Source organism: Methylocystis echinoides, from assembly GCF_040687965.1.
GTDB lineage: Bacteria > Pseudomonadota > Alphaproteobacteria > Rhizobiales > Beijerinckiaceae > Methylocystis > Methylocystis echinoides_A.
In genome coordinates, this window is sequence record NZ_CP156085.1 from 80,593 (window position 1) to 104,140 (window position 23,548).

20 protein-coding genes and 3 pseudogenes are annotated in these 23,548 nt (G+C 60.2%); 14 read left to right on the plus strand and 9 right to left on the minus strand.

Going from position 1 to position 23,548, the window contains the following annotated elements:
- Nucleotides 1-18: 18 nt before the first annotated feature.
- Entirely contained in the window at nt 19-3,345 is a 3,327-nt protein-coding gene (gene feoB / locus RVU70_RS19005) for a Fe(2+) transporter permease subunit FeoB (RefSeq protein WP_363351797.1), read from the minus strand.
- A 367-nt stretch (nt 3,346-3,712) separates the two neighbouring features.
- Between feoB and RVU70_RS19010 the strand changes: the two genes are divergently transcribed.
- Together RVU70_RS19010 and RVU70_RS19015 are read left to right on the plus strand one after the other, a co-directional pair.
- Nucleotides 3,713-4,213 carry a hypothetical protein gene (locus RVU70_RS19010; RefSeq protein WP_363351799.1) on the plus strand — a complete coding sequence of 167 codons (501 nt, stop codon included), beginning with the start codon at nt 3,713-3,715 and terminating at the stop codon, nt 4,211-4,213.
- A gap of 7 nt (nt 4,214-4,220) precedes the next feature.
- Nucleotides 4,221-4,751: a hypothetical protein gene (locus tag RVU70_RS19015; RefSeq protein ID WP_363351801.1), complete on the plus strand. Its 531-nt coding sequence runs from the start codon at nt 4,221-4,223 to the stop codon at nt 4,749-4,751.
- Nucleotides 4,752-5,356: 605 nt separating this feature from the next.
- On the opposite strand, the gene RVU70_RS19025 is transcribed toward RVU70_RS19015, so the two are convergent.
- Nucleotides 5,357-5,914, minus strand: a complete 558-nt coding sequence (locus RVU70_RS19025; RefSeq protein ID WP_363351805.1) for a nitroreductase — start codon at nt 5,912-5,914, stop codon at nt 5,357-5,359.
- A 231-nt stretch (nt 5,915-6,145) separates the two neighbouring features.
- On the opposite strand from RVU70_RS19025, the gene RVU70_RS19030 reads away from it, so the two are divergent.
- From RVU70_RS19030 to RVU70_RS19040, 3 genes are all read left to right on the plus strand, one after another.
- Nucleotides 6,146-6,607 carry a hypothetical protein gene (locus tag RVU70_RS19030; RefSeq protein ID WP_363351807.1) on the plus strand — a complete coding sequence of 154 codons (462 nt, stop codon included), beginning with the start codon at nt 6,146-6,148 and terminating at the stop codon, nt 6,605-6,607.
- Nucleotides 6,608-6,813: 206 nt separating this feature from the next.
- Nucleotides 6,814-7,548: a class I SAM-dependent methyltransferase gene (locus RVU70_RS19035; RefSeq protein WP_363351809.1), complete on the plus strand. Its 735-nt coding sequence runs from the start codon at nt 6,814-6,816 to the stop codon at nt 7,546-7,548.
- A gap of 80 nt (nt 7,549-7,628) precedes the next feature.
- Nucleotides 7,629-8,972 (plus strand): amino acid permease, encoded by a 1,344-nt coding sequence (locus RVU70_RS19040; RefSeq protein ID WP_363351811.1) that lies wholly within the window; start codon nt 7,629-7,631, stop codon nt 8,970-8,972.
- Between the two features lie 393 nt (nt 8,973-9,365).
- Here the strand turns inward: RVU70_RS19040 and RVU70_RS19045 are convergent, their stop codons facing one another.
- Genes RVU70_RS19045 through RVU70_RS19060 form a run of 4 tightly spaced genes read right to left on the minus strand, consistent with a single transcriptional unit; the run spans nt 9,366 to nt 12,236 of the window.
- The gene (locus tag RVU70_RS19045; protein WP_363351813.1) at nt 9,366-10,175 is read right to left on the minus strand and encodes a DUF2182 domain-containing protein; all 810 of its coding nucleotides are present in this window, start codon (nt 10,173-10,175) and stop codon (nt 9,366-9,368) included.
- On the minus strand, nt 10,163-10,780 hold the full coding sequence (locus tag RVU70_RS19050; RefSeq protein WP_363351815.1) for a DUF1326 domain-containing protein: 618 nt from the start codon (nt 10,778-10,780) through the stop codon (nt 10,163-10,165). Before RVU70_RS19050 ends, RVU70_RS19045 begins: the two co-directional genes overlap by 13 nt.
- 27 nt (nt 10,781-10,807) lie before the next feature.
- Nucleotides 10,808-11,554: an SDR family NAD(P)-dependent oxidoreductase gene (locus RVU70_RS19055; protein ID WP_363351817.1), complete on the minus strand. Its 747-nt coding sequence runs from the start codon at nt 11,552-11,554 to the stop codon at nt 10,808-10,810.
- Nucleotides 11,555-11,576: 22 nt separating this feature from the next.
- A complete protein-coding gene (locus RVU70_RS19060) occupies nt 11,577-12,236 on the minus strand; it encodes a DUF938 domain-containing protein (protein ID WP_363351819.1) in 660 nt (219 codons plus the stop codon).
- Between the two features lie 254 nt (nt 12,237-12,490).
- On the opposite strand from RVU70_RS19060, the gene RVU70_RS19065 reads away from it, so the two are divergent.
- Complete coding sequence (locus RVU70_RS19065; protein WP_363351821.1) at nt 12,491-13,426, plus strand: LysR family transcriptional regulator; 936 nt, start codon at nt 12,491-12,493, stop codon at nt 13,424-13,426.
- 715 nt (nt 13,427-14,141) lie between these two features.
- On the opposite strand, the gene RVU70_RS19070 is transcribed toward RVU70_RS19065, so the two are convergent.
- On the minus strand, nt 14,142-14,483 hold the full coding sequence (locus tag RVU70_RS19070; RefSeq protein WP_363351823.1) for a carbonic anhydrase: 342 nt from the start codon (nt 14,481-14,483) through the stop codon (nt 14,142-14,144).
- 515 nt (nt 14,484-14,998) lie between these two features.
- On the opposite strand from RVU70_RS19070, the gene RVU70_RS19075 reads away from it, so the two are divergent.
- The 7 genes and pseudogenes from RVU70_RS19075 to tnpC all read left to right on the plus strand — a co-directional run bounded on the left by RVU70_RS19075 (nt 14,999) and on the right by tnpC (nt 20,675).
- Nucleotides 14,999-15,643 (plus strand): Spy/CpxP family protein refolding chaperone, encoded by a 645-nt coding sequence (locus tag RVU70_RS19075; RefSeq protein WP_363351825.1) that lies wholly within the window; start codon nt 14,999-15,001, stop codon nt 15,641-15,643.
- A gap of 21 nt (nt 15,644-15,664) precedes the next feature.
- A pseudogene (locus RVU70_RS19080) lies at nt 15,665-15,981 on the plus strand (winged helix-turn-helix domain-containing protein); the annotation flags it as partial.
- 61 nt (nt 15,982-16,042) lie between these two features.
- Nucleotides 16,043-16,543, plus strand: a complete 501-nt coding sequence (locus RVU70_RS19085) for a PepSY domain-containing protein (RefSeq protein WP_363351827.1) — start codon at nt 16,043-16,045, stop codon at nt 16,541-16,543.
- A 476-nt stretch (nt 16,544-17,019) separates the two neighbouring features.
- Complete coding sequence (locus RVU70_RS19090; RefSeq protein WP_363351899.1) at nt 17,020-18,042, plus strand: IS110 family transposase; 1,023 nt, start codon at nt 17,020-17,022, stop codon at nt 18,040-18,042.
- Nucleotides 18,043-18,357: 315 nt separating this feature from the next.
- Nucleotides 18,358-18,720, plus strand: a complete 363-nt coding sequence (gene tnpA, locus RVU70_RS19095; protein ID WP_363351829.1) for an IS66-like element accessory protein TnpA — start codon at nt 18,358-18,360, stop codon at nt 18,718-18,720.
- Nucleotides 18,717-19,073, plus strand: a complete 357-nt coding sequence (gene tnpB, locus RVU70_RS19100; RefSeq protein WP_363351831.1) for an IS66 family insertion sequence element accessory protein TnpB — start codon at nt 18,717-18,719, stop codon at nt 19,071-19,073. Before tnpA ends, tnpB begins: the two co-directional genes overlap by 4 nt.
- Nucleotides 19,074-19,142: 69 nt before the next feature.
- A pseudogene (gene tnpC / locus RVU70_RS19105) lies at nt 19,143-20,675 on the plus strand (IS66 family transposase).
- Nucleotides 20,676-20,691: 16 nt separating this feature from the next.
- Here tnpC and RVU70_RS19110 read toward each other — a convergent pair.
- Nucleotides 20,692-21,069, minus strand: a pseudogene (locus RVU70_RS19110) (IS256 family transposase); the annotation flags it as partial.
- An 856-nt stretch (nt 21,070-21,925) separates the two neighbouring features.
- Here RVU70_RS19110 and RVU70_RS19115 point away from each other — a divergent pair.
- Nucleotides 21,926-22,219: a hypothetical protein gene (locus RVU70_RS19115; protein WP_363351833.1), complete on the plus strand. Its 294-nt coding sequence runs from the start codon at nt 21,926-21,928 to the stop codon at nt 22,217-22,219.
- Here RVU70_RS19115 and RVU70_RS19120 read toward each other — a convergent pair.
- Nucleotides 22,176-23,120 (minus strand): diacylglycerol kinase family protein, encoded by a 945-nt coding sequence (locus tag RVU70_RS19120; RefSeq protein WP_363351835.1) that lies wholly within the window; start codon nt 23,118-23,120, stop codon nt 22,176-22,178. The two genes, RVU70_RS19115 and RVU70_RS19120, sit on opposite strands and share 44 nt — an antisense overlap.
- Between the last annotated feature and the right edge of the window lie 428 nt (nt 23,121-23,548).

The following is a 23,548-nucleotide window of genomic DNA, read 5'->3' on the forward strand; positions in this document are numbered from 1 at the left end:
GTTCGGTTCACCGCGGAGTCATTTTGAAGACTTCGGCGCACGAATGATCCCCAGGGAGATCGTCGGGTTAGCCAGTGTTCCCCCCGCGCGTCCATCCGAAGCGCGCCTGCTGGAGCCTTTCGCCTCGAGGCGTGCGGCGGCAATTCCCATCTTTTCAAGCTCACGCTTGACTGTCTCAGCTCGCATCCTCCCGAGAGTCCGGCTCGCCCTCGTGTCGCGCGTGTCATCCGGGAAGCCAACGATCAACGTCCTGGCTTTCGGATAGGCTGCGAGAATTCTTGCGATGTTGTGCAGTTGCTCCCGTGACTGCAAAGTTGGCGCGCCGTCGCCGGGCGAGAACTGAACGCGGTCGAGATCAAACCAGACAATCCGGTTTGATGGCTCGGCCGTCTCGCCAAGGAGCTCCATCAATCTGGCTTCAACGCTGAGCTTCGGAAAGGCGAGGTCAGAGCCATATGGCGGGTGCTGCGGCGGTTTATCCTCAATCACTCCGGGCGCGGGGATCTCTGGTTGACGCCGATCCCCCGGCCTTTCAGCTTTCATTTTTGGAGATATTGGCGCAGCCGGCTCGGCTGATTGCTCCTCCTGCGCCGGAGCCGGCCGAAGTCGCTCCTCCGACCGTTCAGCGACTTCTTTTGAATCGCGCTCTTTGAGGCCGTAGCTAACCGCGATCGCGCCGAGTCCGACCGTTAACAATGCGGCGGAAAAGGCCAATGCGACGCGGCTGCGGTTTGGGGCGCGCGCCGCCGTTTCTCGACCGTCGGCAGGGTTGATCGGTGCTGATGGCGTTGCGTTCGAATCGAACGGAGAGAAAGCCATCGCCGTGACGCCCAGAAGGGAAAAATACAGCAGGATTCCCAGCACCCATGCTGCGGATGAGATGGGATGGGCGGCGAATGTTCCAATCTGGTAAAACAGCACCGCCATCCCATAGCCGAGACTGATCGTCCAGAACACCATGAAGCCAGTCCATCGTTGGTTGGTCTCACGCGCCGTCGCCGCTGTGGTGGCGATGCATGGATAACACAGCAGCAGAATCAGATAGGCGAGCGCTGAAACCCTCCCTTCGAAATGTTCGGCGAGGGCAGGGACGAGATCGCTGCGAGTGGCATGTCCGCGCGCGCGCTCACGCGTTTCCGCGGCGCCGACGAGCTTATCGGCGGTCGAATGGGCCTGATCCCCTCGCCCGAGCCCTACGAGAGCCATCAAGTTTTGAGGAATGGTCAGAGCCGCCCTCTTGATCCTTTCCACTGGGTCGAAGGCTTGCGCCGGCGCTGTCGGTTTTGCCTCCAGGTAAATCGATTCCAGCGTGCTGACGATGACGACCTTGTGCAAGACGCCGGTCAATAGCGCGACTGCAGCCGGCCATTGATCCTGCGCCACGCCCATCGGCGCCAGAATCGGCGTGATCGCCCGCCCGCCCGCCGCAAGCACAGACTTATCGATCGGCTTTTTGTCGAAAGATCCGTCTGTCCCCCAAACGCCCAGCACCTTGACGATGAGCACCAGGGGAATGATGAACTTGCCGACCCGGAACACGAAAACTTTGACACGTATCCAGGCGTTAATCAGGACATTCCGCAGCTTCGGCAGGTGGTAGGGCGGCAGCTCCAGCGCAAACAGCGAGCGCTCTTGCGGGAGCAGGCTGTTCTTCATGATGAGCGCGGAGATCATCGCGAAGACGACCCCAAGCAGGTAAACGCTGAAGATCACAAAATGCCCCGTCTCCGGGAAAAAGGCTGCGGCGAAGACCGTGTAGACCGCGAGCCGCCCGCCGCAGCTCATGAATGGGCTCATCAACACAGCCACAATGCGGTCTCGTGGCCTCTCCAGGGTCCGCGTCGCCATGATCGCCGGCACGTTGCAACCGAATCCGACCATCATCGGCACGAATGCATTTCCCGGAAGCCCCAAAGACTGCATCAGTCGGTCCATGACGAAATTGGCTCTCGCCATGTAGCCGGATTCCTCGAGGACCGACAGAAATAGGTAAAGAAACCCGATGATCGGAATAAAATTTATGACCTGCAACACGCCGTTGCCGAGGCCGTCAGCGAGAAACGCGACGAACCAGGAGGGAGCGTCAAGCATTGTCAGGACATGCCTGAACCCTTCGACAAAAAGCGTGTCCGAAACCTGATTGAAAAATGGCTTGAACGCGCGGCTGAACTGTATGGTCAACCAGAACAGGCAGTACATGACCGCGAGAAAGATGGGAACGCCAAGCGCACGATTCAGGACGATGCGATCAATCGCAGTTGTTGAGCGCCCCTCTGCCTTTACATGCTTGGTCGCAGCCTTGGCCGCTACTGTTCGGATGAAGCTGTAACGAGCATTGGCGATAACGATGTCGGGCTCGTCCAATTCCAGGGCGATTTGACGGACGCGCTCCTCTGCGGCTTCCCTTATTGCAGGGTCGGCCGCGTGCGCGGCGAAAGCGTCGCTTTCCAACAATCGAATCGCCAGCCAACGGTTATCGAAGTGGCGCGCATACGAAATATCGCTCATCGATTTAGACAGCTCCGAGATGGCCATTTCGACTGGAGGAGGATATGTAATTGTGAAGCTTGCTTCCGGCCGCGTCTCGATCAGTCTCAGCAACTCCGCCTTCAATAGCTCTGCGTCACGTTTCCTCGTGGCCACGAGCGCCACGACGGGACAACCGAGCAGGCGCGCAATCTCATCCAGGTCAAATCTGGCGTGAGCTTCGGCGTCTTCCATAACATTGAGAACGACGACCAAAGGGACCCGCATTTCCAGCAGTTGAGTCGTCAAATAAAGGTTTCGCTCAAGATGACCGGCGTCGACGATGTTGACGACGCAATCCGCTTCGCCCGACAGGATGTACTCTTGCGCAATGCGTTCATCGACGGCGGCCGCCTCCTCGTAGGAGTCGAGTGAGTAGATCCCGGGCAAGTCGACAAGCTCGACCTTTTGCCCCGCGAGGTCGAAGACGCCGACCTTTTTCTCGACTGTGACGCCGGGCCAGTTTCCGACACGCTGCTGAACGCCCGTCACGGTATTGAACAGGGTGCTCTTGCCGGTGTTGGGATTCCCGATAATCGCGAATTTGAATGCCCGATTTTGAGCGTCCCCAGTTTCGGCCTCGCCGCTTATCCTTTCGATCAGTAAGGCGGACGCCTCGTTCCTGCGCATGCTGAGAAACGTGTCCCGCACGCGGATTTCGACCGGGTCGCCGAGAGGCGCAAAACGCACGACGGTAAATTCGGCGCCGGGCGTCAGGCCGAGCGACAGCAACTTTTGCCGGTGGGCGATGCCGCCTTTCCGGAAACCCGAGACGCGAGCTCGATCGCCCGCTTTGAGATCGCCAAAGCCGAGTGTCATTTCTTGCCCTGTTGTTCTTGCTTGCGCCGCGGATCAGCGACTCCGGCACCCTCGTGGAGACCGTGACGGGACTCGCTTCCGCTATTATATGCGCCGCGACAGGCTCTAGCGTAGAGGGCGTGTCGCGCCCGCAGCGATAGGCCGCACGCACTATCTCCCTGCAGGCTTGGCCGCCACCTTAAGGCGCGCGGACAAGGCGGAGGCACCGCCTTATTTACGCGCAAGGCTGAAGCACCTATCTTGCCGCGTGCGCGCATTCTGGAGCACCTCCAGGCGAGCGAAGCGTCCCCAACTTCCGTCCGTCGATCCATCCGATCCGCGGCGCGTCTGGGGTCGCCAAAGCGTGCCGGAATCGAAGGCGATGCGAATGAACTTCTTGGTTTTGATCGCGACAGCCCTACAGTTCGCATTGATTGGAGCGGCGCAGGCGGTATGCCCCGTGTGCACGGTCGCCGTGAGCACGGGCGTCGGCCTCTCGCGCTGGCTCGGAGTCGATGACACGATTACGGGCCTCTGGCTGGGTGGCCTGATCGTTTCACTCATCATATGGTCGATCAACTGGATGGAGGAGCGACACATCCTCTTTCCGGGAAGAAATCTTTTCACGATCTTCGTTTATTATCTGCTGGCCGTCGTCCCCCTCCACCTCGCAGGCGTCACAGGTCACCCGGATAATACGCTTTTCGGGATCGACAAGCTTGTCCTCGGGACGGTGCTGGGGAGCGGCGCATTTTACGCGGGAGCTGTATGGTATGAGCGCATCAAGCAGAGCAATCTCGGACACGCCAATTTCCCGTTTCAGAAAGTCGTCATGCCAATCGCTCCTCTGATCCTTCTGACCTTCCTTTTTTATCTTGCGACAAAGTGAGGCGAAGATGGACAAGGATATCCTCTCCCTCGAGGAATTGATTCAAAAAGTCGATGATATGAAAAAGAAGGACAAGCTCGATTTGTCTTCGGATCAGGATCTGACGATCGCCTTGATGAACCTGATAAGCATCGAGGAGCACTTCTTTTTTACCGGGGCCAAAACCGGCAAGGACAAATATTATGACATGCTCAATGAAATAAGGGGCATAAGGAAGGAGCTTTTGAAGAAGATCATCAAGGATTACGAAGGCGAGGTATGGTGCATTTCCAAGCACCTTCTGACGGCGTCGATGCGGCTTATGGAGGTGGGCACGAAGCAGCTGTCGCTTGGACGGAAGGATGAGGCAAAGGATCTGTTCGAAAAAGCCTATGCCTTGTATTGCATGTTCTGGGGCGTGAACATGAAGATTATCGATGCGAGCGAGATCAAAAAGATCGACGAGCAGGCGCTCAACAAGCATGACGAGACGAGAGCCGGTTTTCTGGGCAGACTCGGTGACCTCATCAAAAGAGCTGTAGATTGTTGCATCGAATAAAGACGCATGGATTTCGAGGAATCTCGGATATGCTTAGAGCAAGACAGAGCGCCCTAAGCGCGACGACGCGCCGCAGTTGAAAAGATTCTACAAAAGGGGCCCTGCTGATGGCTCGGATTGATAGACGCCTCCGTGCGGTCCCCGCATTTTCGGCTGCTCCCTGCGGAATGAGCCGCCCGCGTAGTCACTTTCTCTTCGTTCCCCTGACGCTCGGGCTTTTAGTTTGATCACCATTGTGAAAAGCTTACGAGCGAGATTGCGGCCTAAGCGCCGCCGAATCCGCTGTGAAGACGGTCGAGGTCGCGTCGGGCGCCTGGATGCGGAACGATGATCGCATCCATGCTCCGCAGCCGCTCCCGTCCTCGGTCTCGCGGGTTGCGCGGTCGCGGCTGTCATTGTTTCCCTCCGCGCCAAGAAAAAAGCTCACTCTCATCGCGAGCGCCTTGGCGGTCGCGGGCATTGTGGCCACGGCCGGGCTCGCATGTGGTATTTCGTCTGGTTTTGGGCCTCGGCCTTCGCCATCCTCAACGCCACGTGGCTTGAGCTCGATCCGGAGCGCAAAAAAGATGTGAAATGAGGCTCGCATGCTTGGGACAACGCGTGCTTCATCGCACCCAGTTCACGGCGACCGGCTTGCGCGGCGACGGCGGGGATTCACTGCGGGGCGCGCCGACGACGATGGGGGCGATCGGATGATCGCTTGCGGGTATTTGCAAGGCCTCGTGTCCTTCCGCCGTGGCGAGAAAAGGTTGGGATAGGCCGATCCAGCAGGAGCCAAGACCTTTGGCGTGGGCGGCGAGCATGAGATTTTGCGCGGCTGAGGCGCAATCGGCTTCGATCCAGGGGCCCTGCTGATCGGCGGAGATCACGATCAGCACGGGCGCATGATAGAAGACGTGGAATTGCGGGTCCGCGAGCTTTTCGTAGAGAGTCTGCGGAAGATCGAGTGGCCGCGTCTGCGTCATGTAGGCCTTGGCGCGCTCAGAGACGTCGTCGAGCCAGGGACGGTTCGTCACGACGGTGAAGCGCCAGGGCTGGCGATTGACCGCGCAGGGCGCCCGTATCGCCGCGTCCAGAAGGCTGGCGATGATGGCGTCGGAAGGCGCCTCGGCGAGATATTCCCGCGTCGAATGACGGGAGTGGATAGCGTCGAAGATATCCATGAGAGGCTTTCCTTTACGTGGAGCCGCCGACTCGCGAGACTTGTGATTTTGTCACACGCGGGCTTGCATTAAATTATCTCCATAAAGCGCATTCCAAGGACAAAGTCACATATCTCGGCGCAGGCGGGTGAAATGATCTCTCCAACCTCAGGTCGATGTCCCGATCGGAGATGGACGAAAAGGCGCGGGTTTTTACTCAGCGCCGATTTTACCCCCGCTTGGAGATAGAAAATGACTCCGGAATTATCCGCTTTGGTGATGGTCGTGTTGTTCATGCTGGGATTTGTCATGGTTGTTGTGGGGGGCGTCGGCTTCATGCGCAGCAATCTTGTCCTGATGGACAACCGCTCGTGGCTTGCGCAAGGCAGCGTCTTTGCTGTCGCCGCATCGATGTTCGTGCTGGGCATCGGCGTGCATTTCACGGGAAGCAGCAATACTGCCTTCCTGAAAGGCCAGATGGCGCAAACCTCACGTTGTGAACTGGAGGGGGAGAGCGCCTATCCCGACGCGCGGCGCAGCCGATCCGGCGTCATCGGCAAATATATCGTGTCCTGTATGGCGTCGTCGGGCTTCGACTGGAGCGATCAGTCGCCGCTCTGCCGGGAGGCCCCCGTCGCGACGAACGGTTACTGCTACGAGCCGACGGCATGGTTCGACCGCCTCGTGACGCAGGCGCAACTCACCTTCAACTAAGGATGGAAAGGCCGCCGGATCGTCCTGCGGCCTTTCATGGCGCTCGGCTTCAACGCTACGCCTTGACTAATTGCCGCAAGGGGTGTGAACAGGCCGCGCAGTGCGTATTCTGCAAGAATCCGCCGATTGGGTGCAACCGTTGAATTTGAGGAGAAATCAATCGATTACTAGGATGCGCGGGTTTTCACATGAAGGAGGCAAAGGGAATGAAGAACATAACTGCCGGCGTCGCCGCCGCCCTGCTTTTGGGCGGTTTTTCGGCCATTGCCCAGGTTCCAGCGGACTCGCCGCCTGCGAAGATGATGGAGCATGGCGCTGGCCACAAGATGGGCGATCACAAGGGTATGAGCGGCGACGGCGCCTATCACCATCGCTTCGAGGACGCCGAAAAATGGGCCAAGCAATTCGACAAACCCGAGCGCGACGAATGGCAGAAGCCTGATCAGCTTCTCGACGCTTTGAAGCTTCCGGCGAACGCTTCGGTCGCCGACATCGGAGCCGGCACGGGCTATTTCTCGGTGCGCATCGCCAAGCGAGCGCCGCAGGGCAAGGTCTTTGCGGCGGATGTTGAGAAAGATATGGTGCGTTATCTCGGCGAACGCGCGAAGAGGGAAGGACTGAGCAATGTCACGCCGGTCCAGGCCGCGCCGGATACCGCCAATTTGCCCGAGCCGGTTGACGTGATCCTGCTCGTTGACACCTATCACCACATCGGAAATCGCGTCGATTATTTCAAAATGCTGCAGTCGTCCCTGAAGCCCGGAGGAAAGCTCGTGATCGTCGACTTCCGCATGGACAGCCCCGAGGGCCCGCCGAAGGAGCATCGCGTCTCCATCGAGACGACGACCGAGGAACTGAAGTCGGCAGGATATACGCTGGTCGAGACGCAGGACTTCCTGCCGCGGCAGTATTTTGCGGTCTTCAAGAAAAGCGGCGCCTAAGCCCAGGCGAGGCGCGTGACGATTTGGATTGCCCGCCGTCGCGACGCGCCGGTTCTTGCAGTCTTCAAACAGAGCGGGCAATGACGGACGCGCGCGCGCCAGGTTCACGTCTTCTTGATTATCGTGGCGCAGTCGCGCTGGTCGTGGCCAACACCATTGGAACTGGGGTCTTCACGACCTCGGGCTTCGCGCTCGCGGACCTGGGGTCGCCGGAGCGGGTCCTGCTGGCGTGGCTACTTGGGGGAATTTACGCCCTTGCCGGCGTGGCGATCTATGCCGACCTGGCGATGCGCTTTCCGAGATCGGGCGGCGAATACGAATTCCTGCGACAGACCCTGCATCCCGCTCTTGGAACGGTCGCCGGCTGGATTTCGCTCGTCGCCGGCTTTTCCTCTCCGATCGCGGCCGCGGCGCTCGGGGCTCAGCTTTATATAGCCAGGGCATTTTCGCTTGAGCTGGCTCTGCCCTGGATCGCGACCGCCCTGACGCTGGTCCTTGGGCTCATGCACGCTTTCGCGCCGCGAGCGGGGGTGCGTTTCCAGAACGCCGCGGTGCTCATCAAGATCGTCGCGATCCTGATTTTCATCGGCTTCGGCGCCGTGCATACCGGCGACGGGTCCTTCCCGGAGGCGCCCTCGGAGGCGGCGCCCTTCTCGATTCTGGCGCTCGGCGGCGCGCTAGTCTGGATTACCTACGCCTATTCCGGCTGGAATGCGGCCGTTTACGTCACGGGCGAGGTGGAGGGCGGCGGCGGCGCCGTCCGACGCGCCCTCTATTCGGGGACGCTGCTGGTCACGGCGCTCTATCTCGGCGTCAGCGCTGTGATCCTTTTCAGCGCGCCGCCTTCGGCGCTCTCCGGCGTCGCGGAATCCGGAGCGGTCGCCGCGCGGGCCTTCGGCGGCCCACGCGCCGAGCAGGCGCTCAGCTCCCTCATCGCCCTCGCGCTGCTGACCTCCGCCTCATCCATGCTGTTGAGCGGGCCGCGCGTCTATGCGCAAATGGCGCGCGACGGCGCGCTGCCGGCCGTTTTCGGTCGCCTCCAGGGAGAGCATCCGCGCATGGCCGTCCTGGCGCAGACGGCGATATGCCTCGTCATCATTTCGAGCGCCGGCCTGAGGTCGCTCCTGGAGTTTGCCGGCGTCTCTCTGAGCCTGTCGGCCGGCGCGGTGGTGGTCGGCTGGCTGCGGCAGGAGTTTTCTAAAAGGAGCCGCCCGAGGCCGCTGCTGCTCGCCGCCGCCGTCTTGTTCCTTGTCGCGACCATGGGGATCGCCTGCGCGGGCGTCGTCCTGCGACCGCTTTCCGTCGCCGCGGCGATCCTTCTGATCTGTTTTGGACTGGCCGCGCATTATGGCGCAGCGATGAGGAAATCAAAGGCTCGATCGGCGAGCGATACCCAGCAATCCGATCAGTCATGGACTTTTTGATGGGCCGTCGTTACGCCTCATCAAATACGCGGGCGGTCTCGCGAATTTCTTCTTGGCCATCTTGGGGATCGCATGTCGAGCTCGGCAAAACCGACGATGCGCGAGAGCGGGCGCCACGAAAGCGAATGGGGCTCAAGAGCCGTTCCCCGGATGTCTCGGCGCGGAGTAGCGGTCATGCGCTCATTTTGTCATTGTCGGTTCTTTATGTGTTCTGAGGTCCGAGCCGTTTATTTGTAGCAGCTAAATTAGAAAGGCGTGAACTGGAACAAAGAGCGGCCGCATGCAGGATCAGGTCACCTTCTTTTTCATTAATTGATCGATCACTCGACAAAATTTTTGCGGAATGCGGCAGAGTAGCGTCAGATCCGACGACCGGTCCCTCCACCGGCGTGCTCAGCTTTGGAAGATCTGCACCGTCGTCGGCGACATCATAACGAGGAACCCATAGGCAAGGAGGAGGACGCCGGCGGCCTGTGCGATCCAAGCGCCCCACGGCAGGGTTTTCTCGACGAAAACGATGAGTGTTATGCTCGCCAGCGCGGCGACATTCATCATGCCGAGCGGAAACATCACAGCGCACAGCAACCAGCAGCAGCCCACGCACCAGGCGCCATGGATGGCGCCCATTTGCAGCGCGCCGAAGGTTCCTTCCCGCCAGGAGGTCATGATGAAAGTCAGCGGCGAGCGGCACTTGGTGAGGCAAAGGTCCTTGAGCGGCGTGAGCTGATAGAGCCCTGCGGCGATGAGAACGGCGCCGCCGATCCGCGCCGTGGCCTGCGCCGAAAGTTCGAGACGCTGCGCCGCGCTCTCTGCGGCGACCGCGCCGAGATAGGCGACGGCGCCAGAAGCCACCCAGACGAGCAGATAGCCTGCGAGAAAGGTCCATGTGGAGACGAAGGCCTGCTCCCGCCTGCGCCGCGCGGCCTGGAGCCTGTGGAAGGTAAGCGCCATCGGCGCGGCGGTGGGAAACATCATGGCGACGGTCATCGCCAGCCAGGCCAGGACGAAGGCCGGCGCGCCGAGGCCCATGGTTGGCGAAGCCATCCGCATATGCGCGTCGTGACCCGCGCCGTGCCATATCATCAGCGCCCAGGCCGCCGCCGACAGGCCGATCAGCAAGGCGAGGATCACATTCCGTTGAAATGCGATCGGGTCTGTGCGGGTCTGCTCCATGCCGCCTGCGCCGCCTTTCAGTTCGACCACTCGATCGGCGCATAATGACCGTTACGCCCCGAATTGTTCCAGTCGACGCCATGGTCGTTGAAGCGGTTGCCCTCGCGGCCAATACCGAAGGCGATCTTCTCCGGCGCGAGCGGATGTCCGGTCATGCCCCAGATTTCCCCGCTCGGATGCATGCTCGCGAGCGGATCGACCGCGACCGCGAGAACGCCCGGTATCTCGACCGAGCGCGACTTGCCGTCGATCCGGTAAAGGATTTGCGCCTTCTTCATCCCCAGATGCGTGCTGACGAGCGGCGCGAAGGCCGACATCGGCCCGCCCTCGGCGCCACCGAAAATGGCGCAGAGCGCGTCCGTCTGTTCCGGCGTCGCGCGCTCGTCGATATAGACGGCGAGAGACCAGTCGCCTTCGGCCATCGGACCCGGCGCGTGAGCCGCCAGCGCGACGTTCAGTCCGTCGAGCGCGACCTCGCCATAATTTCCCGTGTCAATATGAAAAGCGAGGATATTGTAGCAAACGCCCTGCGTCGGCTCCGCCATCATCGCCTTGGTGGAGACGAGACAGGGGCAAACGACGTCGCAACTGCAATTTTCGAGATAGTCGCCGACAAGGCGCCATTTCGTCGTCATTTTTCAGCACTCCCGCGCGAATCGCATTCAGAAGGGCTCCTTGAAGGGCCTCAGATCTATTTCATGCGTCCAGGCGCTGCGCTTCTGGCGATGCAGCGCCCAATAGACCTCGGCGACGTCATCGACGGCGAGAACCCCGTCGGCGCCTTTCGAGCGGGCGTATTCCGCAAAATTCGTCGCCGCATATTCGCCTGCGATCACGCCGTCGACAACGACATGGGCGACGTGGACGCCTTTGGGACCAAATTCGCGCGCCAGCCCTTGCGCCGTCGCCCGGAGCGCCGCCTTGGCGGCGGCGAAAGCCAGGAACGGCGGGCGCGCGCGCAGCGAGGCCGTCGCCCCCGTGAAGACGAGCGTGCCCCCGCCCCGCGCCGCGAGGCGCCGCACTGCCTCCACGCCGACGATGAAGCCCCCGAAGGCGTTCTGCCGCCAAAGGCGCTCGAAGAGTTCCGGCGTGGTCTCGAGCGCCGGCGCCGGGACATTGGCGCCGACATTGTAGGCGACAAGCTCGAGCGCACGGTCGCGCTCGGCCTCGTCGAAGAGCGCCGCGACGTCTTCGGCGCTCGTCGCGTCGGCGGCTTTAACCGAGACCGATCCCCCCGCTGCCCTGATCTCGGCCGCGACGCGCTCTAAGCGCTCGGGCGTCCGGCCCGCGATCGTCACCCGCAGCCCTTCCCGGGCGAAACGGCGCGCCAGAGCGGCGCCGAGACCCGTTTCGGGGCCGACGCCGATCACGATCGCCGCGCCTACGTGGTCGGTCTTCGCCTGCGCCATGCTTCGTCTCCTCTCGGCCGCGTCACGCGCGCCCGAAAAGGAGCATGAAGTTATTGGCCGGCATGTCCACTATTCGCTTGAGCGCGATCTTGTGGGTGTTGGCGGCGCGTTCGAGGTCGCGGACATCCTTGAGACCCCATTCTGCGACCTTGGGCGCCAGAATCTCCTGATCGAAGGCGGCATTTGACTCGGTCGTATAATCGCCGTCGACCTTGAACGGGCCGTAAATGGCGACGAAGCCGTCCTTTGTCAGCACGCGGTCGGCGACTTGCGCAATGCCGTCGCAAATCGACACGGGCGCAACCTGAAACAGGTTCACGACGAAGATCGCGTCATAGAGCCGGTCGCTCGCCGAGGGCCAGGTTCCGGGCGCAGTCAAATCGATTTTGATTGGGTCAAACACGTTGGAATTGCCGGCTTCCGCGCGCTTTTTCTTGATCGTCTCGAATACCTCGCCGTCATAGTCGGAGGGCTGGAACGACAGGCTCGGAAAATGCGGAGCGAAATAATTGACATGGTTGCCGGCGCCGCTCGCAAGCTCCAGCACCACTCCGCTTTTCGGGAAAATCTCCTTGAATACGGTCAGGATTGGATCGCGGTTGCGGTTCCCGGCCCATGCGACATATGGGCTGAGCGGATGCGGGTCGATCTGCGGGCGGTCTGGCGGCACATTGACGGACATGGCGATCCTCCTCGACTTTTCTTCGAAGCTTGCGCCGCCCGCCGGTCTCGTGGAGATAGGCCTCTGCGCGCCCTCCCGAACGAGTCTTCTTCGATCTTTTTCTGGCGAACGAGGCCCTGCAGCTTTATCGGCTGCCGCCGGCACGGTAAAATTCTAAAAATGCATGGGCGCATTCAAGGAATTAAAGCCCTAGAGAATATGAGGTTCGCAACGGCGCGCCGGCGCGCCGGTCGCCTATTCAAAGAGGCCGCCCATTGACCAATCTCAGGTCTTTCGACCTCAACCTCCTGCTCGCGCTCAAGGCGCTGGTTGAGGAGAGGAGCGTGTCACGCGCGGCCGAGAAGCTGTGCGTCAGCCAGCCGGCGATGAGTCACATCCTGCGCAGGCTGCGCTGCAAGCTCGACGATCCTATTCTCGTGAAATCCCACGCCGGCATGGAGCCGACAGCGCGGGCGCTGGCCTTGCTGGAGCCGACGGCCGCGGTGCTGCGCGAGATCGAGAGGATCGTCGAGCCGCCGCCGGCCTTCGATCCCGCCACGAGCCGGCGGCGCTTCGTGATCGCGACGAGCGATTACGTCGCCGTCACCCTGCTGCCGGGGATTGCGGAAACGATGTCGCGCGTCGCGCCTGACATCGAGCTGCATGTTCGCCAGCCGATCGCCGGAGCGCCGCATATCGCGATGGAGAAGGAAAGCATCGACCTCGCCATCGGCTACAATGCCATGTTCGGCAGCACGGCTCATCTTTGTTCGCAGCAGCTGATGTCGGAGAGCATCGTTTGCCTCACGCGGCGTAGCGACGCCGCGGTTCCGGGGAACGAGATCACATTGGCGAGATTTCTGGAATGCAAACACATTCTGATAACATGGCGAGAAGCCGGGACGGGGCTCGTCGACGATTGTCTCGCCAAACAGGGACTGCGTCGCGACGCCTCCCTCGTCCTGCCGAATTTTCTGGCGGCGCCATGGGTGCTCGAGAAGACGGACTTGTTGCTCTGTCTACCCAAAAGGATGGCAGAAAGATTCGTGCAGCTCGCGCCGCTCAAAATTCTTCCTGTACCGCTCGACCTACCACAGTATGAACTCATGATGCTCTGGCATCCCCGCTACGAAAGGGATCAAGCTCATAAGTGGCTACGTGATCTGCTGGTGGATGCTAGTCGAATTTTCCTCGAGCGCTTGCCTGCTTGACTCGCTAATTGGACCCCGAGCGCCATTCTCCGCTGATGCGACACCAAGGCCGCGCTACCTACTCTTAAGTCGAAAGATAGGCAGCGATATCTCGGCTCTGACTTTCGGAAATCCCCATGTCGGGCATGGCTATGGGCGCAAATATGTGGGACGGCGCAGCAGGCAAGTGCTCTTTTCAGACGTTTCCCGAGCGGGATCGGAGTAATATTGCAAGGTGACAGCAAATCTTTCAATTGTGTCTAACGTAGTTGATCTTCACGAACGCGGAGGGGCGCATTGTGGAGGCTCTGGCTCGCTTGGCTACGGTTAAATTATGCGTCTTTCAGTTGGTGCTGCGAGCGACTCTTTTCCAAGATCTGCTTACCTCGTCCAAAATAGACGTCTGCTGCCGTGAGGTTGTTCAGGCTCTAGTTCGGCCGGCGATGATTGTAATTTTCCACGAAGACGGGGCGCCCACGATCGAGCACGAGGTTTTCGAAAATGCCGCGGGGCCAGTGCGTCCTCATTTGCCAAGCGGGCGGGCGTTCCGCCAAGGCGCTGGAGCAGGCCATGGCGGCCGGCGCACGGATGTGCGCCATTACGCCGCTGGCACCGCCGGCTGGCGCGCGCGTGGCGGCGCGGTTTCGGCGTAAAGCGACCCTCTCTTGCCCCGGCCCCTCACCTTCCCCTCTCCCCGCAAACGGAGAGAGGGTAGGCTCGCGGCTCTACTTGTTCTTTACGCCGCGCGGCCGATCTCGGTCGCCTTCGGCACGTGCACGAGCTTGCCGGTCTTCACGTCGTAGATGTAGCCGTAGATCGGGATATATTTCGGGACGAGCGGATGCGAGCGGATGCGCGCCACGTCTTGCGCGACGCTGTCTTCCTGGTTCTTGATCGTGTGCCACTTGATGAAATGGCCCGCCGCGCAGCCGCCGCCATGCTGCGGGTTCGACCATTTCAGCGTCGACATGTCGAGCGACGCGGTCGAGAGATTGTCTTCGAGCAGATCGCCCATCACCTCGTCACGCTTGACCGCGCAAGAAGAGGCGTCCGGGCGCAAAATGTTATAATATAACACAGCATGCTCGGCGTTCGTTGGCTGGCACGCCGGACACGGACCCCACGCTGCAATTCAGCCAACCATCGCGCTTAAAGCCCGCCCGCGCGCGAGCACGGCCGACTCGTGCACGCAGGGGTCCTTATCGCCACAGGCGGCTCCGCGCCAAAGATCTCAGAAGTCCCGCGAAAGGATGCAGATTCCCTCCGGCCGGGAAACCCGGCCGTGGGGCGTTGGCTACGGAAGCCGTGGTCGATCGTCGCAGACCTTGCCGGAAACATTGTGGTTGAGCCGCAGGTTACATATTTAAGAAATCGCAGCTCAGCTAGCAAACTGGCACAGGCGAAGGCGCGGAGCGCAACGAAGCTTGAAAGAGGAATAGTTTGATGAAACACAGTGAAAACTTCAAGACAATAATCAGAAGCGCCGCTGCGGTCTTGTTCATCGCGAGTGCGCCCGCCGCCATCCAAGCTCAAACAGCAGCGCCACCGCCTGGCCCCGCTCAGTCACAGCAAGGCGACACGGGTCGAGGCGCCATGGACCACGGCGACATACGTCATGGCGGCATGGACGGCATGGGCCGTGGTAGCGGCAGGGATGGAATGGGTGGAATGGACGGCAAGGGCCACGGCGGCGGAATGATGAAAGAGATGATGTGCGGCTTCACGGAGCATCTCGACGCGGGGCTCGCTTATCTCAAAACCGAACTGAAAATCACCGAGCAACAGACACCGCAGTGGAACGCCTTCGCCGATGCTTGGCGAGCAGTCGCTCAGAAGGCGTCAGCGAAATGCACTTTAGCTGGTGAGCATCAGATGGATGCGAAACAGGGCGTTCCTGGCAAGCTCTCGATGATGGAGACGCACATGGCGGACCACCTTGAAATCGTACGCGCCCAGAAAGCCGCGCTGGAGCCTTTGTACAACGTCCTAACTGATGAACAAAAAAAGGCGGCGAACGAGACGCTGACGCGCGTTATGAAGGTCGGGATGTCAATGGGCGGAGGCGGCATGGGCGGCATGCAGCACGATGGCGACGGCGGCAAGGGCCGCGGGGAAATGGGTCGTGGCGGCAAGGGCGGAATGGGTCATGGAGGCATGGGAATGGGCGGAATGGGAATGGGCGGTATGGGACACGGAGGAATGGGCCAGGGTGGCAGCATGGGCGGCATGCACCACTGAGCACTATGGCGTTCGCTTCCCGTTCCGACGGGAGGCAGTTACGCGCGCGGCGGAGTTCTTTCCTGGCCTTATCGTACTCAAAATGAGATCGACTTTCACGAGCGCTATGTCGGAACGCTTTTGAAGAACTGGCTTCTCCGACATCAGCGCGCGGCCGCGCCATCCGGCGCAAGACGAGAGGGTCGTCGAAGCCATAAAAAAGACTTCGAAGCGACACTGAGCGCACATGTGGCTCATTTGCCGCCGCACACGCCCATTAAAATCTGGTTTCAGGACGAAGCGCGCATCGGGAGAAGAACGGCCTCGTTCGACAATGGGCGAGGCGTGGAACGCGGCCTCTGCCAATTCCCCTAACGCACACTCGCTCGGAAAGAGCATCACGACCTCGGCGTCGACAATGTGACGAACGCTCTCTACTCGCTGCCGATGGGTGGCTTCGATCTGGACTCTCAGAATCGCCCGCTGCGGACCACGCTGGAATTCGATCCGACCAGTTTTGAACAGGTAAAAGAGGAGCGATTTTCAGATCGCGCTCTGATCGATCGCATTGTTGGCGTCGGCGTGGCCGCGCATGAAGGGCAACTGTTCGGCTGGGTCAATCAATTGCTCGGATTGTTGACGGCGATCGGCTACCTGACCCTCGTCGTAACTTCGGCGCTGATGTGGTGGCGACGCAGGCCACAGGGGGCGCTCGGCGCTCCTCCTGCGCTTGCAAACGGGCCGAGGCTTGCATCCTTCGTCATCGGCCTTGTCGTCATCCTCGGAATATTGCTGCCAACACTCGGCTTGTCGCTTGTCTTTGTATTGCTCGCGGAACAAGCGCTGCGGAGGCTTGCGCCTGAAGCCAGCCGCTGGCTCGGGCTCGCCCCTACGGCCTCTCCCAGGGCTGCCCTTAGATGAATTTGGGGAGGGATGCTCTCAGCGCGTAATGATGATTTCAAGGCGAAGCAAATGGCGGCGGCCGAACGACGGTGGGCCTGTTCCTAAACGATCCTCGTACTCGTTGCGAGGCCCGAAACAAATTTTAGTCAACGAAAAATGGATCGCATATGTCGATTTCGGTTTCAAAGTGAGACTAAAGGGTATCCGGCGCGTTTTTTTCGGTTTCATTTGAGACTAGATAACGATCCGAGTCTCAAATGAAACCGAAAATCGGACGTATTCAGGCAAAGACCGCTTCACGTTCAAGCGCTGGCTTCCAGCGCTCAACAGTAAGCGATGTCCTGACCTCACCTTCAAAACGGGAGCGACAGCTGCGAGTCTTATCCCTGCAGGAGGTAAGACTTGTGTCCAGACTTGATGATGTGGACGGCCTCGCTCCAACGGCATCAAACTGTCGAAGCATCGTTGAACAGGGCGTAACCAGGGAAACCGCCATGCAAAAATTTGCAAGAATTGGCGTCGATCTAGCCAAAAACTATTTTCAAGTGCACGCCTTATCGGCAGAAGGCGAACCCGCCGTCAAGCGCAAACTGACGCGGTCAAAAATGCGCGAGTTCTTTGCAAACACTGATCCGTCTCAAATCGGCATGGAGGCCTGCGGCTCAGCGCATTACTGGGCACGTGAACTCGCGGCGATGGGCCATAAGGTGGTGTTGATCGCGCCGTCGTACACCAAGCCATACGTCAAGCGGGGCAAGAATGACGCAGTTGACGCGGAAGCAATCTGCGAGGCGATGTCGCGCCCCGATATGCGCTTCGTGCCCATCAAGAGCGCCGAGCAGCAGGCTGCTTTGGCGCTGCACAAGGCCCGGGAGCTACTGGTGAAACAGCAAACGATGAGCGTCAACGCCCTTCGTGGCCATCTCGCGGAGTTCGGCGTCGTCGTCGCCAAAGGCGTCGGACGCGTAGAGGAGTTGCTCGCCGAGGCTGAAGACACGTCGCTTCCTGCCGCGCTCAAGGCAACGGTAAAGGTTCTGGCGCAGACGCTTGATGGTATCGAAAAGGCAATCAACGCGTTGGATAAGGAAATCGCTGGACTCCATTCGCAAAGCGAAACAAGTCGCTTGCTCGACGGCGTGCCGGGCATCGGCAAACTCATTGCTTCAATGATCACGGCCTCTGTGCCCGATCCGGGGGCGTTCAAATCGGCACGTGACTTCGCCGCCTGGCTTGGCCTCACGCCGCGACAGAACTCAAGCGGCGGGAAACAGACGCTTGGGGGTATAACCAAACAAGGCAACCGCCATATGAGAAAGCTGCTGGTTTTGTCGGCAACATCGTTGTTGCGTCGAGCTGGCCAACACAAGGGCGGGCTTGCCGAATGGATCGTGGCGCTGCGATTGAAGAAACCTGCGCGACTTGTCACCGTAGCGCTGGCGAACAAGCTTGCACGAACGATTTGGGCAATTATGAAGACCGGCGAATGTTTCCGAACAGAACTTTACACGAGATGCTGAGCAAAGCAGAAAAGCATACCTCTGCTAAGCTCGAGTTTGGCAAGCGCACTGAGGCGTGATGAGCGACACGGTCGTGACCGAAAACCAAGAACAACCCGCGGGATGACAGGAGCACAAAGCTCGAAGACTTGAAAGGGATCTTGGTTGTCGGACCTCATCAGGGCCAGCGGGGATAAGTCCCGCATTAACAGGCCGGACATATGACCGCAGCCGACCAAATCGTTCAAAGCGAAAAGAGTGCTTGTCAGGGGGCCGTCCACATATGATCATCCGCTTGACCCTAAGGGCGAGGCTGTCCAGCGCATTGAAGTCATCATGGGCGGCGGGGAACGCCGGCGCCGATGGTCGGATGACGAGAAGGCGGAAGCGGCGGAGGAATCGTTTCGGCCCGGCGTAGTTGTCTCGCAGATTGCGCGGCGTCGGGGATTGACCCCGCAGCAATTGTTCACCTGGCGGCGCGAAGCACGCCAAAAGGCAGCGGCTTCCGATGGGGTTCCCTTCGCGCCGGTAGTTGTTGAGCCGCGAGGGCATACGGTGCTACCGGCGGAGAGCAAGGCGATTACCGCCCGGCCGCATGTGATCGAACTCGACGTCGATGGCGCGAGCGTCTGGATCTGGCGCGACGCCGATCTCGGCATGGTTACGGCCATTATCGACGCATTGAAGTCCCGGCCATGATCGGCCCGACTGGCGCGGTGCGTGTAATGGTGGCGACGAAGCCCGTGGACTTTCGCAAGGGCGCCGAAGGTCTCGCCGCCCTGGTGCGTGAAACGATAGGAGCGGACCCTTTCGACGGGGCCATCTACGTTTTCCGAGCCAAGCGCGCGGATCGGATCAAGTTGGTCTACTGGGACGGCACAGGCGTCTGTCTCTTCGCCAAGCGGCTCGAGGATGGCGAGTTTCGCTGGCCGAAGATCGAAGACGGAACGATGCGGCTTTCCGCGACGCAATTTTCGGCGCTGCTCGAGGGGCTCGATTGGCGGCGCGTCCAATGCGCGAAAGAGACGCCGGCGCCGGCATTGTCGGGATGAGCCGCGACACAGTGAATCAGGGCGACTAAGATCGTCGAAAGCCGGCGTGAAATATGGTCTTCTGCCCACATGGCGCAGGCGATCGAGAAACTTCCCGACGACCCCAACGAGCTGAAGGCGATGCTTCTCGCCGAGCGGGCGCGCAACGAGCGCCTCGTTCAAATCATCAAGGAGATGCAGCGCCATCGATTTGGGCGTCGCGCCGAGACGCTCCCCGAAGACCAGATGCTGCTCGCGCTCGAAGAGGTCGAGCAGACGGAAGCCGTCGCGGCCGCGGAAGTAGAAGCCAGCTCTGCCCCTGAGCGTGAGAAGGCGGCCAGAAAGCGCCGCACGAACCGGGGCGCATTGCCCGGACATCTCCCGCGCGTCGAGAGCGTCGTCGATATCGAGGACAAGGCCTGCCCCTGCTGCAAGGGCCTGCTGCACTAGATCGGCGAAGATGTTTCCGAGCGGCTCGATGTCGTTCCGGCGCAGTTCCGGGTGCTCGTGACGCGCCGACCCAAATACGCCTGCCGGGCCTGCGAGGGCGCGGTGGTGCAGGCGCCTGCTCCGGCGCGGCTGATCGAGGGCGGCCTGCCGACCGAGGCGACGGTCGCCCATGTGCTCGTTTCCAAATATGCCGACCACCTTCCTCTCTATCGCCAGGCCCAGATCTACGCCCGGCAGAGGATTGCGCTCGATCGTTCGACGCTCGCCGACTGGGTCGGACGAGCCGCTTGGCATTTGCGGCCCCTGCACGAGCGCCTCCTGGAACACATCAGGTCCTCCACGAAAATCTTCGCCGACGAGACGAGGGCGCCGGTGCTCGACCCCGGACGGGGGCGCACCAAGACCGGTCAACTCTGGGCTTACGCAAGAGACGATCGGCCCTGGGGCGGCGCCGATCCGCCACTCGCCGTCTATGTCTATGCGCAAAACCGCAAATCCGAGCAGCCGCTCGCCCATCTCGCCGGCTTCGCGGGCATCGTCCAAGTTGATGGCTACGCCGGCTATCGGGCGCTGGCGCAGAAGAACAGCGTGTCACTCGCCTTCTGTTGGTCGCATGTCCGCCGGCGCTTTTACGAGCTGGCCGCAGCGGGGCCCGCGCCGATCGCCAGCGAGGCGCTGGCGCGCATTGGCGCCCTCTACGCCATCGAGAGCGACATCAGGGGTCAGAACCAAGGTGACCGGCGCGCGGCGCGGCAGGAAAAATCCCGCGCCATCCTGGACGTCCTCGAGCCATGGCTGCGTGAAAAGCTCGCGCTCATCAGCCAAAAGACGAAACTTGCCGAAGCGATCCGCTATGCCCTGTCGCGCTGGGACGGTCTGACGCGCTTCCTCGATGACGGGCGCATCGAGATCGACTCCAATATCGTCGAGCGCGCGATCCGCCCAATCGCGCTCAATCGCAAGAATGCGCTCTTCGCTGGCTCAGACGGCGGGGCAGAGAATTGGGCGATCGTCGCCTCGCTCATCGAGACCTGCAAACTCAATGGCGTCGACCCGCAGGCTTACCTGAGCGATGTCCTCGCGAAGATCGTCAATGGCCATCTCGCCAGCAAACTCGACGATCTCATCCCCTGGGCATATGCGCAGCCGGTTGCGCTCAAAGACGTGGCCTGAAGACAGCGCTTACCTTGAACCTACGCGTCGAGACATTGATCAGCATCTGGTTCATCGCCCATTTGCCAAGCCAATCCTCGGCTTGCGCCGCCTCCCAACTGGGTAGCGCCAACTCCTTGCCGTCAAATCCGCGCAGACGCGGACGGTCGATCTCCACCTTGCCGCCATGGAAACCGATCTGGCCCCTCGTCTTGCCCCAGCGATGCGCCCGTCGCCCTTTGCCGCGCCCATGCCGAGGGCCGCAGGCCGCCGTCGCGTCGCTCTCCATCATCTCGGCCAGCGCCTCCATGCCCGAGACAAGGCAGAAGCTCTCGAAACTCGCCGTCATGTTGGCCAGCGCCTGCGCCTTCCAGGCGCTCGCGGGAATCGCCGTCGATGTGATAGCTTTGTTCATGGCGTTGCTTTCCTTCTGTGGAATCAGCACCCCGAGCCTACAAGCTCAAGGTGAGCAACGCCGCTCCCCCTATTCCAACATCGTTCGGGACATCGCCCTTGACGAGCACTCTGGCATTTAAAATGGCGTGGATGGCTAGCGTTCTTCTCGCTCTGACTGCCTGGTTTTTCTCAATGCTTCTTATTCCACTCTTATGTATCTCCGGTGAAATAAAGGACGATGAGGAAATGCAACCACCCTGACCGCGGCGTCCCAAGAAGGCCTGCCTAACGGCTCCTGCGCGTAAAACCGGCGCCAAACCGGAGAAGGACCGACGAGAGCGATACCTACCGCAAAAGAGGCCAGCCGCTTTCCGATGAACTCTTCGATCCACTCGTCGGGAATGATCGCCAAGAGCAGCCGGGCAAGGGAAGCAGGATTTCAGCCATAAGCGTTGTTAATAGAGATTAGATAACTTTCGAACGATTGCGGGCACAACATTTTTGTGACACGCCGGCGTATGTGTGTAGTGACGTAATCTCGAGCGAATATTTAGTGGCGCGGGGATCATGGCGTGCTTTCCCCAGCGAGCTCCCGCCCCCTGACGGCGCAAGTGACATTCACGAGCTGATGCCGTGCAGCTTCGTCGCCGCTCAAGCCCCGCCGTATGGGTTGTCGGAAAGGCGCTTATACGCTCACCTATTTCTCTTATGGGCTGTTTCTGATGCGGGAATAATCACAAGCAGGGCTTTCCGGGCCACAACCACGTTGATTGGGGTTTGTATTCTCACGAATCCCCTCATTTTGGCGGACTCATATTGGCCTGATTTTCTCAAGATATCGTGGGGATAGCGAATTGCATTTATGAGGCGCGGCCATGAACCGTCCCAACGAGCGCGTTGAGTTTGTTCATGACTTTTTCGCTGGCATCGAGACACGCGCGGCCGCTGAGTGGGTCGGCAAGGACGGACGAGCGCGAAAGCTCCGCGATGCCGAGGTAACTGCGGCCCGGCACAAAGTTGGGGCAGTCGTCTATGTGCACCGGCAAGGATGCATGCTCTACGAACTGATCCCCAACATGCCGGAGGTGCGCTTGCGCCCGCTTGTCGAGAAATTCGGCTTATACATCAATCAACATCCTTCTTTAAATCAGACCTTCTCATGCGTCTGAAAAATGAGGGGATGCCTGAGGTTTGTATTAGAACGTCCCCGTCAATTGAAACGTCTTGTTTTGGACTGGCGTCCATCACAAAGCTATCGGCGTGAAGTACTTCTCGCTCCGAAGGAGGGAATACAAACGCCAATGCTGTTTTTGCCCACTCTTTGAGCAAATTCCATTTTGATTTGCCTTCGAGAATGGAGAGGGTTAGTTCGCCGCTGTCCAGTTTCGCCTCTGGCGCAACCAGGACGCCCCCCTCATAGCCGCCTTTTGCAATCCAGATATCCAGGGCTTCGAAGGTGCGGGCTCCATTCGCAGTGCTTATTCTGACGGCGAAGGGCTTGTACCCAATAAATCGCCCAGCTGCGACAACTGCATAAGCCAATCTGCCAAACCAGGACTTCATAATCCTGGCCGTGGCTTTTGCAATCGCTGCCGGTAGGCCTACCGATGCTCCATTTACGAAACAATGGCCGTTGATCTGGCCCATGTCGACCTCTGAGACCTTGCCCGAGACGAGCACATCGACGGCGCCGGCTAGATTCAAAGGGAGCCCCAATTGCCGTGCATAATTGTTCGCCGTTCCTAGCGGCAGAATCCCAAGCGCAACGTCGGCGTAGGCAAAAAGATGGGCGACAGAATGAATGGTTCCATCTCCGCCGCCGACAATAACAAGATTATGTCCTCGCCGGATGGCTTGCTGGACAAGGTCGGGGAGCCGCTGCGCTTCTCCGACCGGATCGGCGGCATCCAAGGCAAAGCCGCTATCGACCACCTTTTGCTTGGCCTCGCGGTAGTATTCAGCGCCTTGACTTGACCGCGTGTTAACGATGAAGGCAGCACGTTTTTTGCTTTTGATGGCTCTTTCGACCCGTTCGCGCCGATCATTCATCGCCGACCCCGCCTTCTGCATTTGCCGGCGCCAGTAGAGAGAATCCAATCGTCCATAGGCGCGCTTTCCCTGTCTTCGACCGAATGCTGGGCTCCTTTCCTGCTATAAATAGGCTTTCGGAAAAAGTTGACTAGGATTTCGAGTTCAGGATCGGGATCGCGCTGCCAGCGATTGTACTGCGGCCCGGTTTTGAGACAACCGACTGCGCTTATTTAGGCGGCCAAGGGCCGCTCTGCGATGTTTGCCTTGGCAACCGAAAGCTGTTCGGCTCTCACCTGATGGGGCGCTTTGTAGCCGTGACGGGGTACGAAGCCAGGTTCTGTTAATGCTCGGCGAATTCGACGAGCGCCACCCTTCGTTCCTCAATCGTGCGGGTTCTCCTTCAGCGTGCGGATGAAGCGCTCGGCGACGCCATTGCCTTCGGGGCTCGCGCACGAAAGAGGGCGACG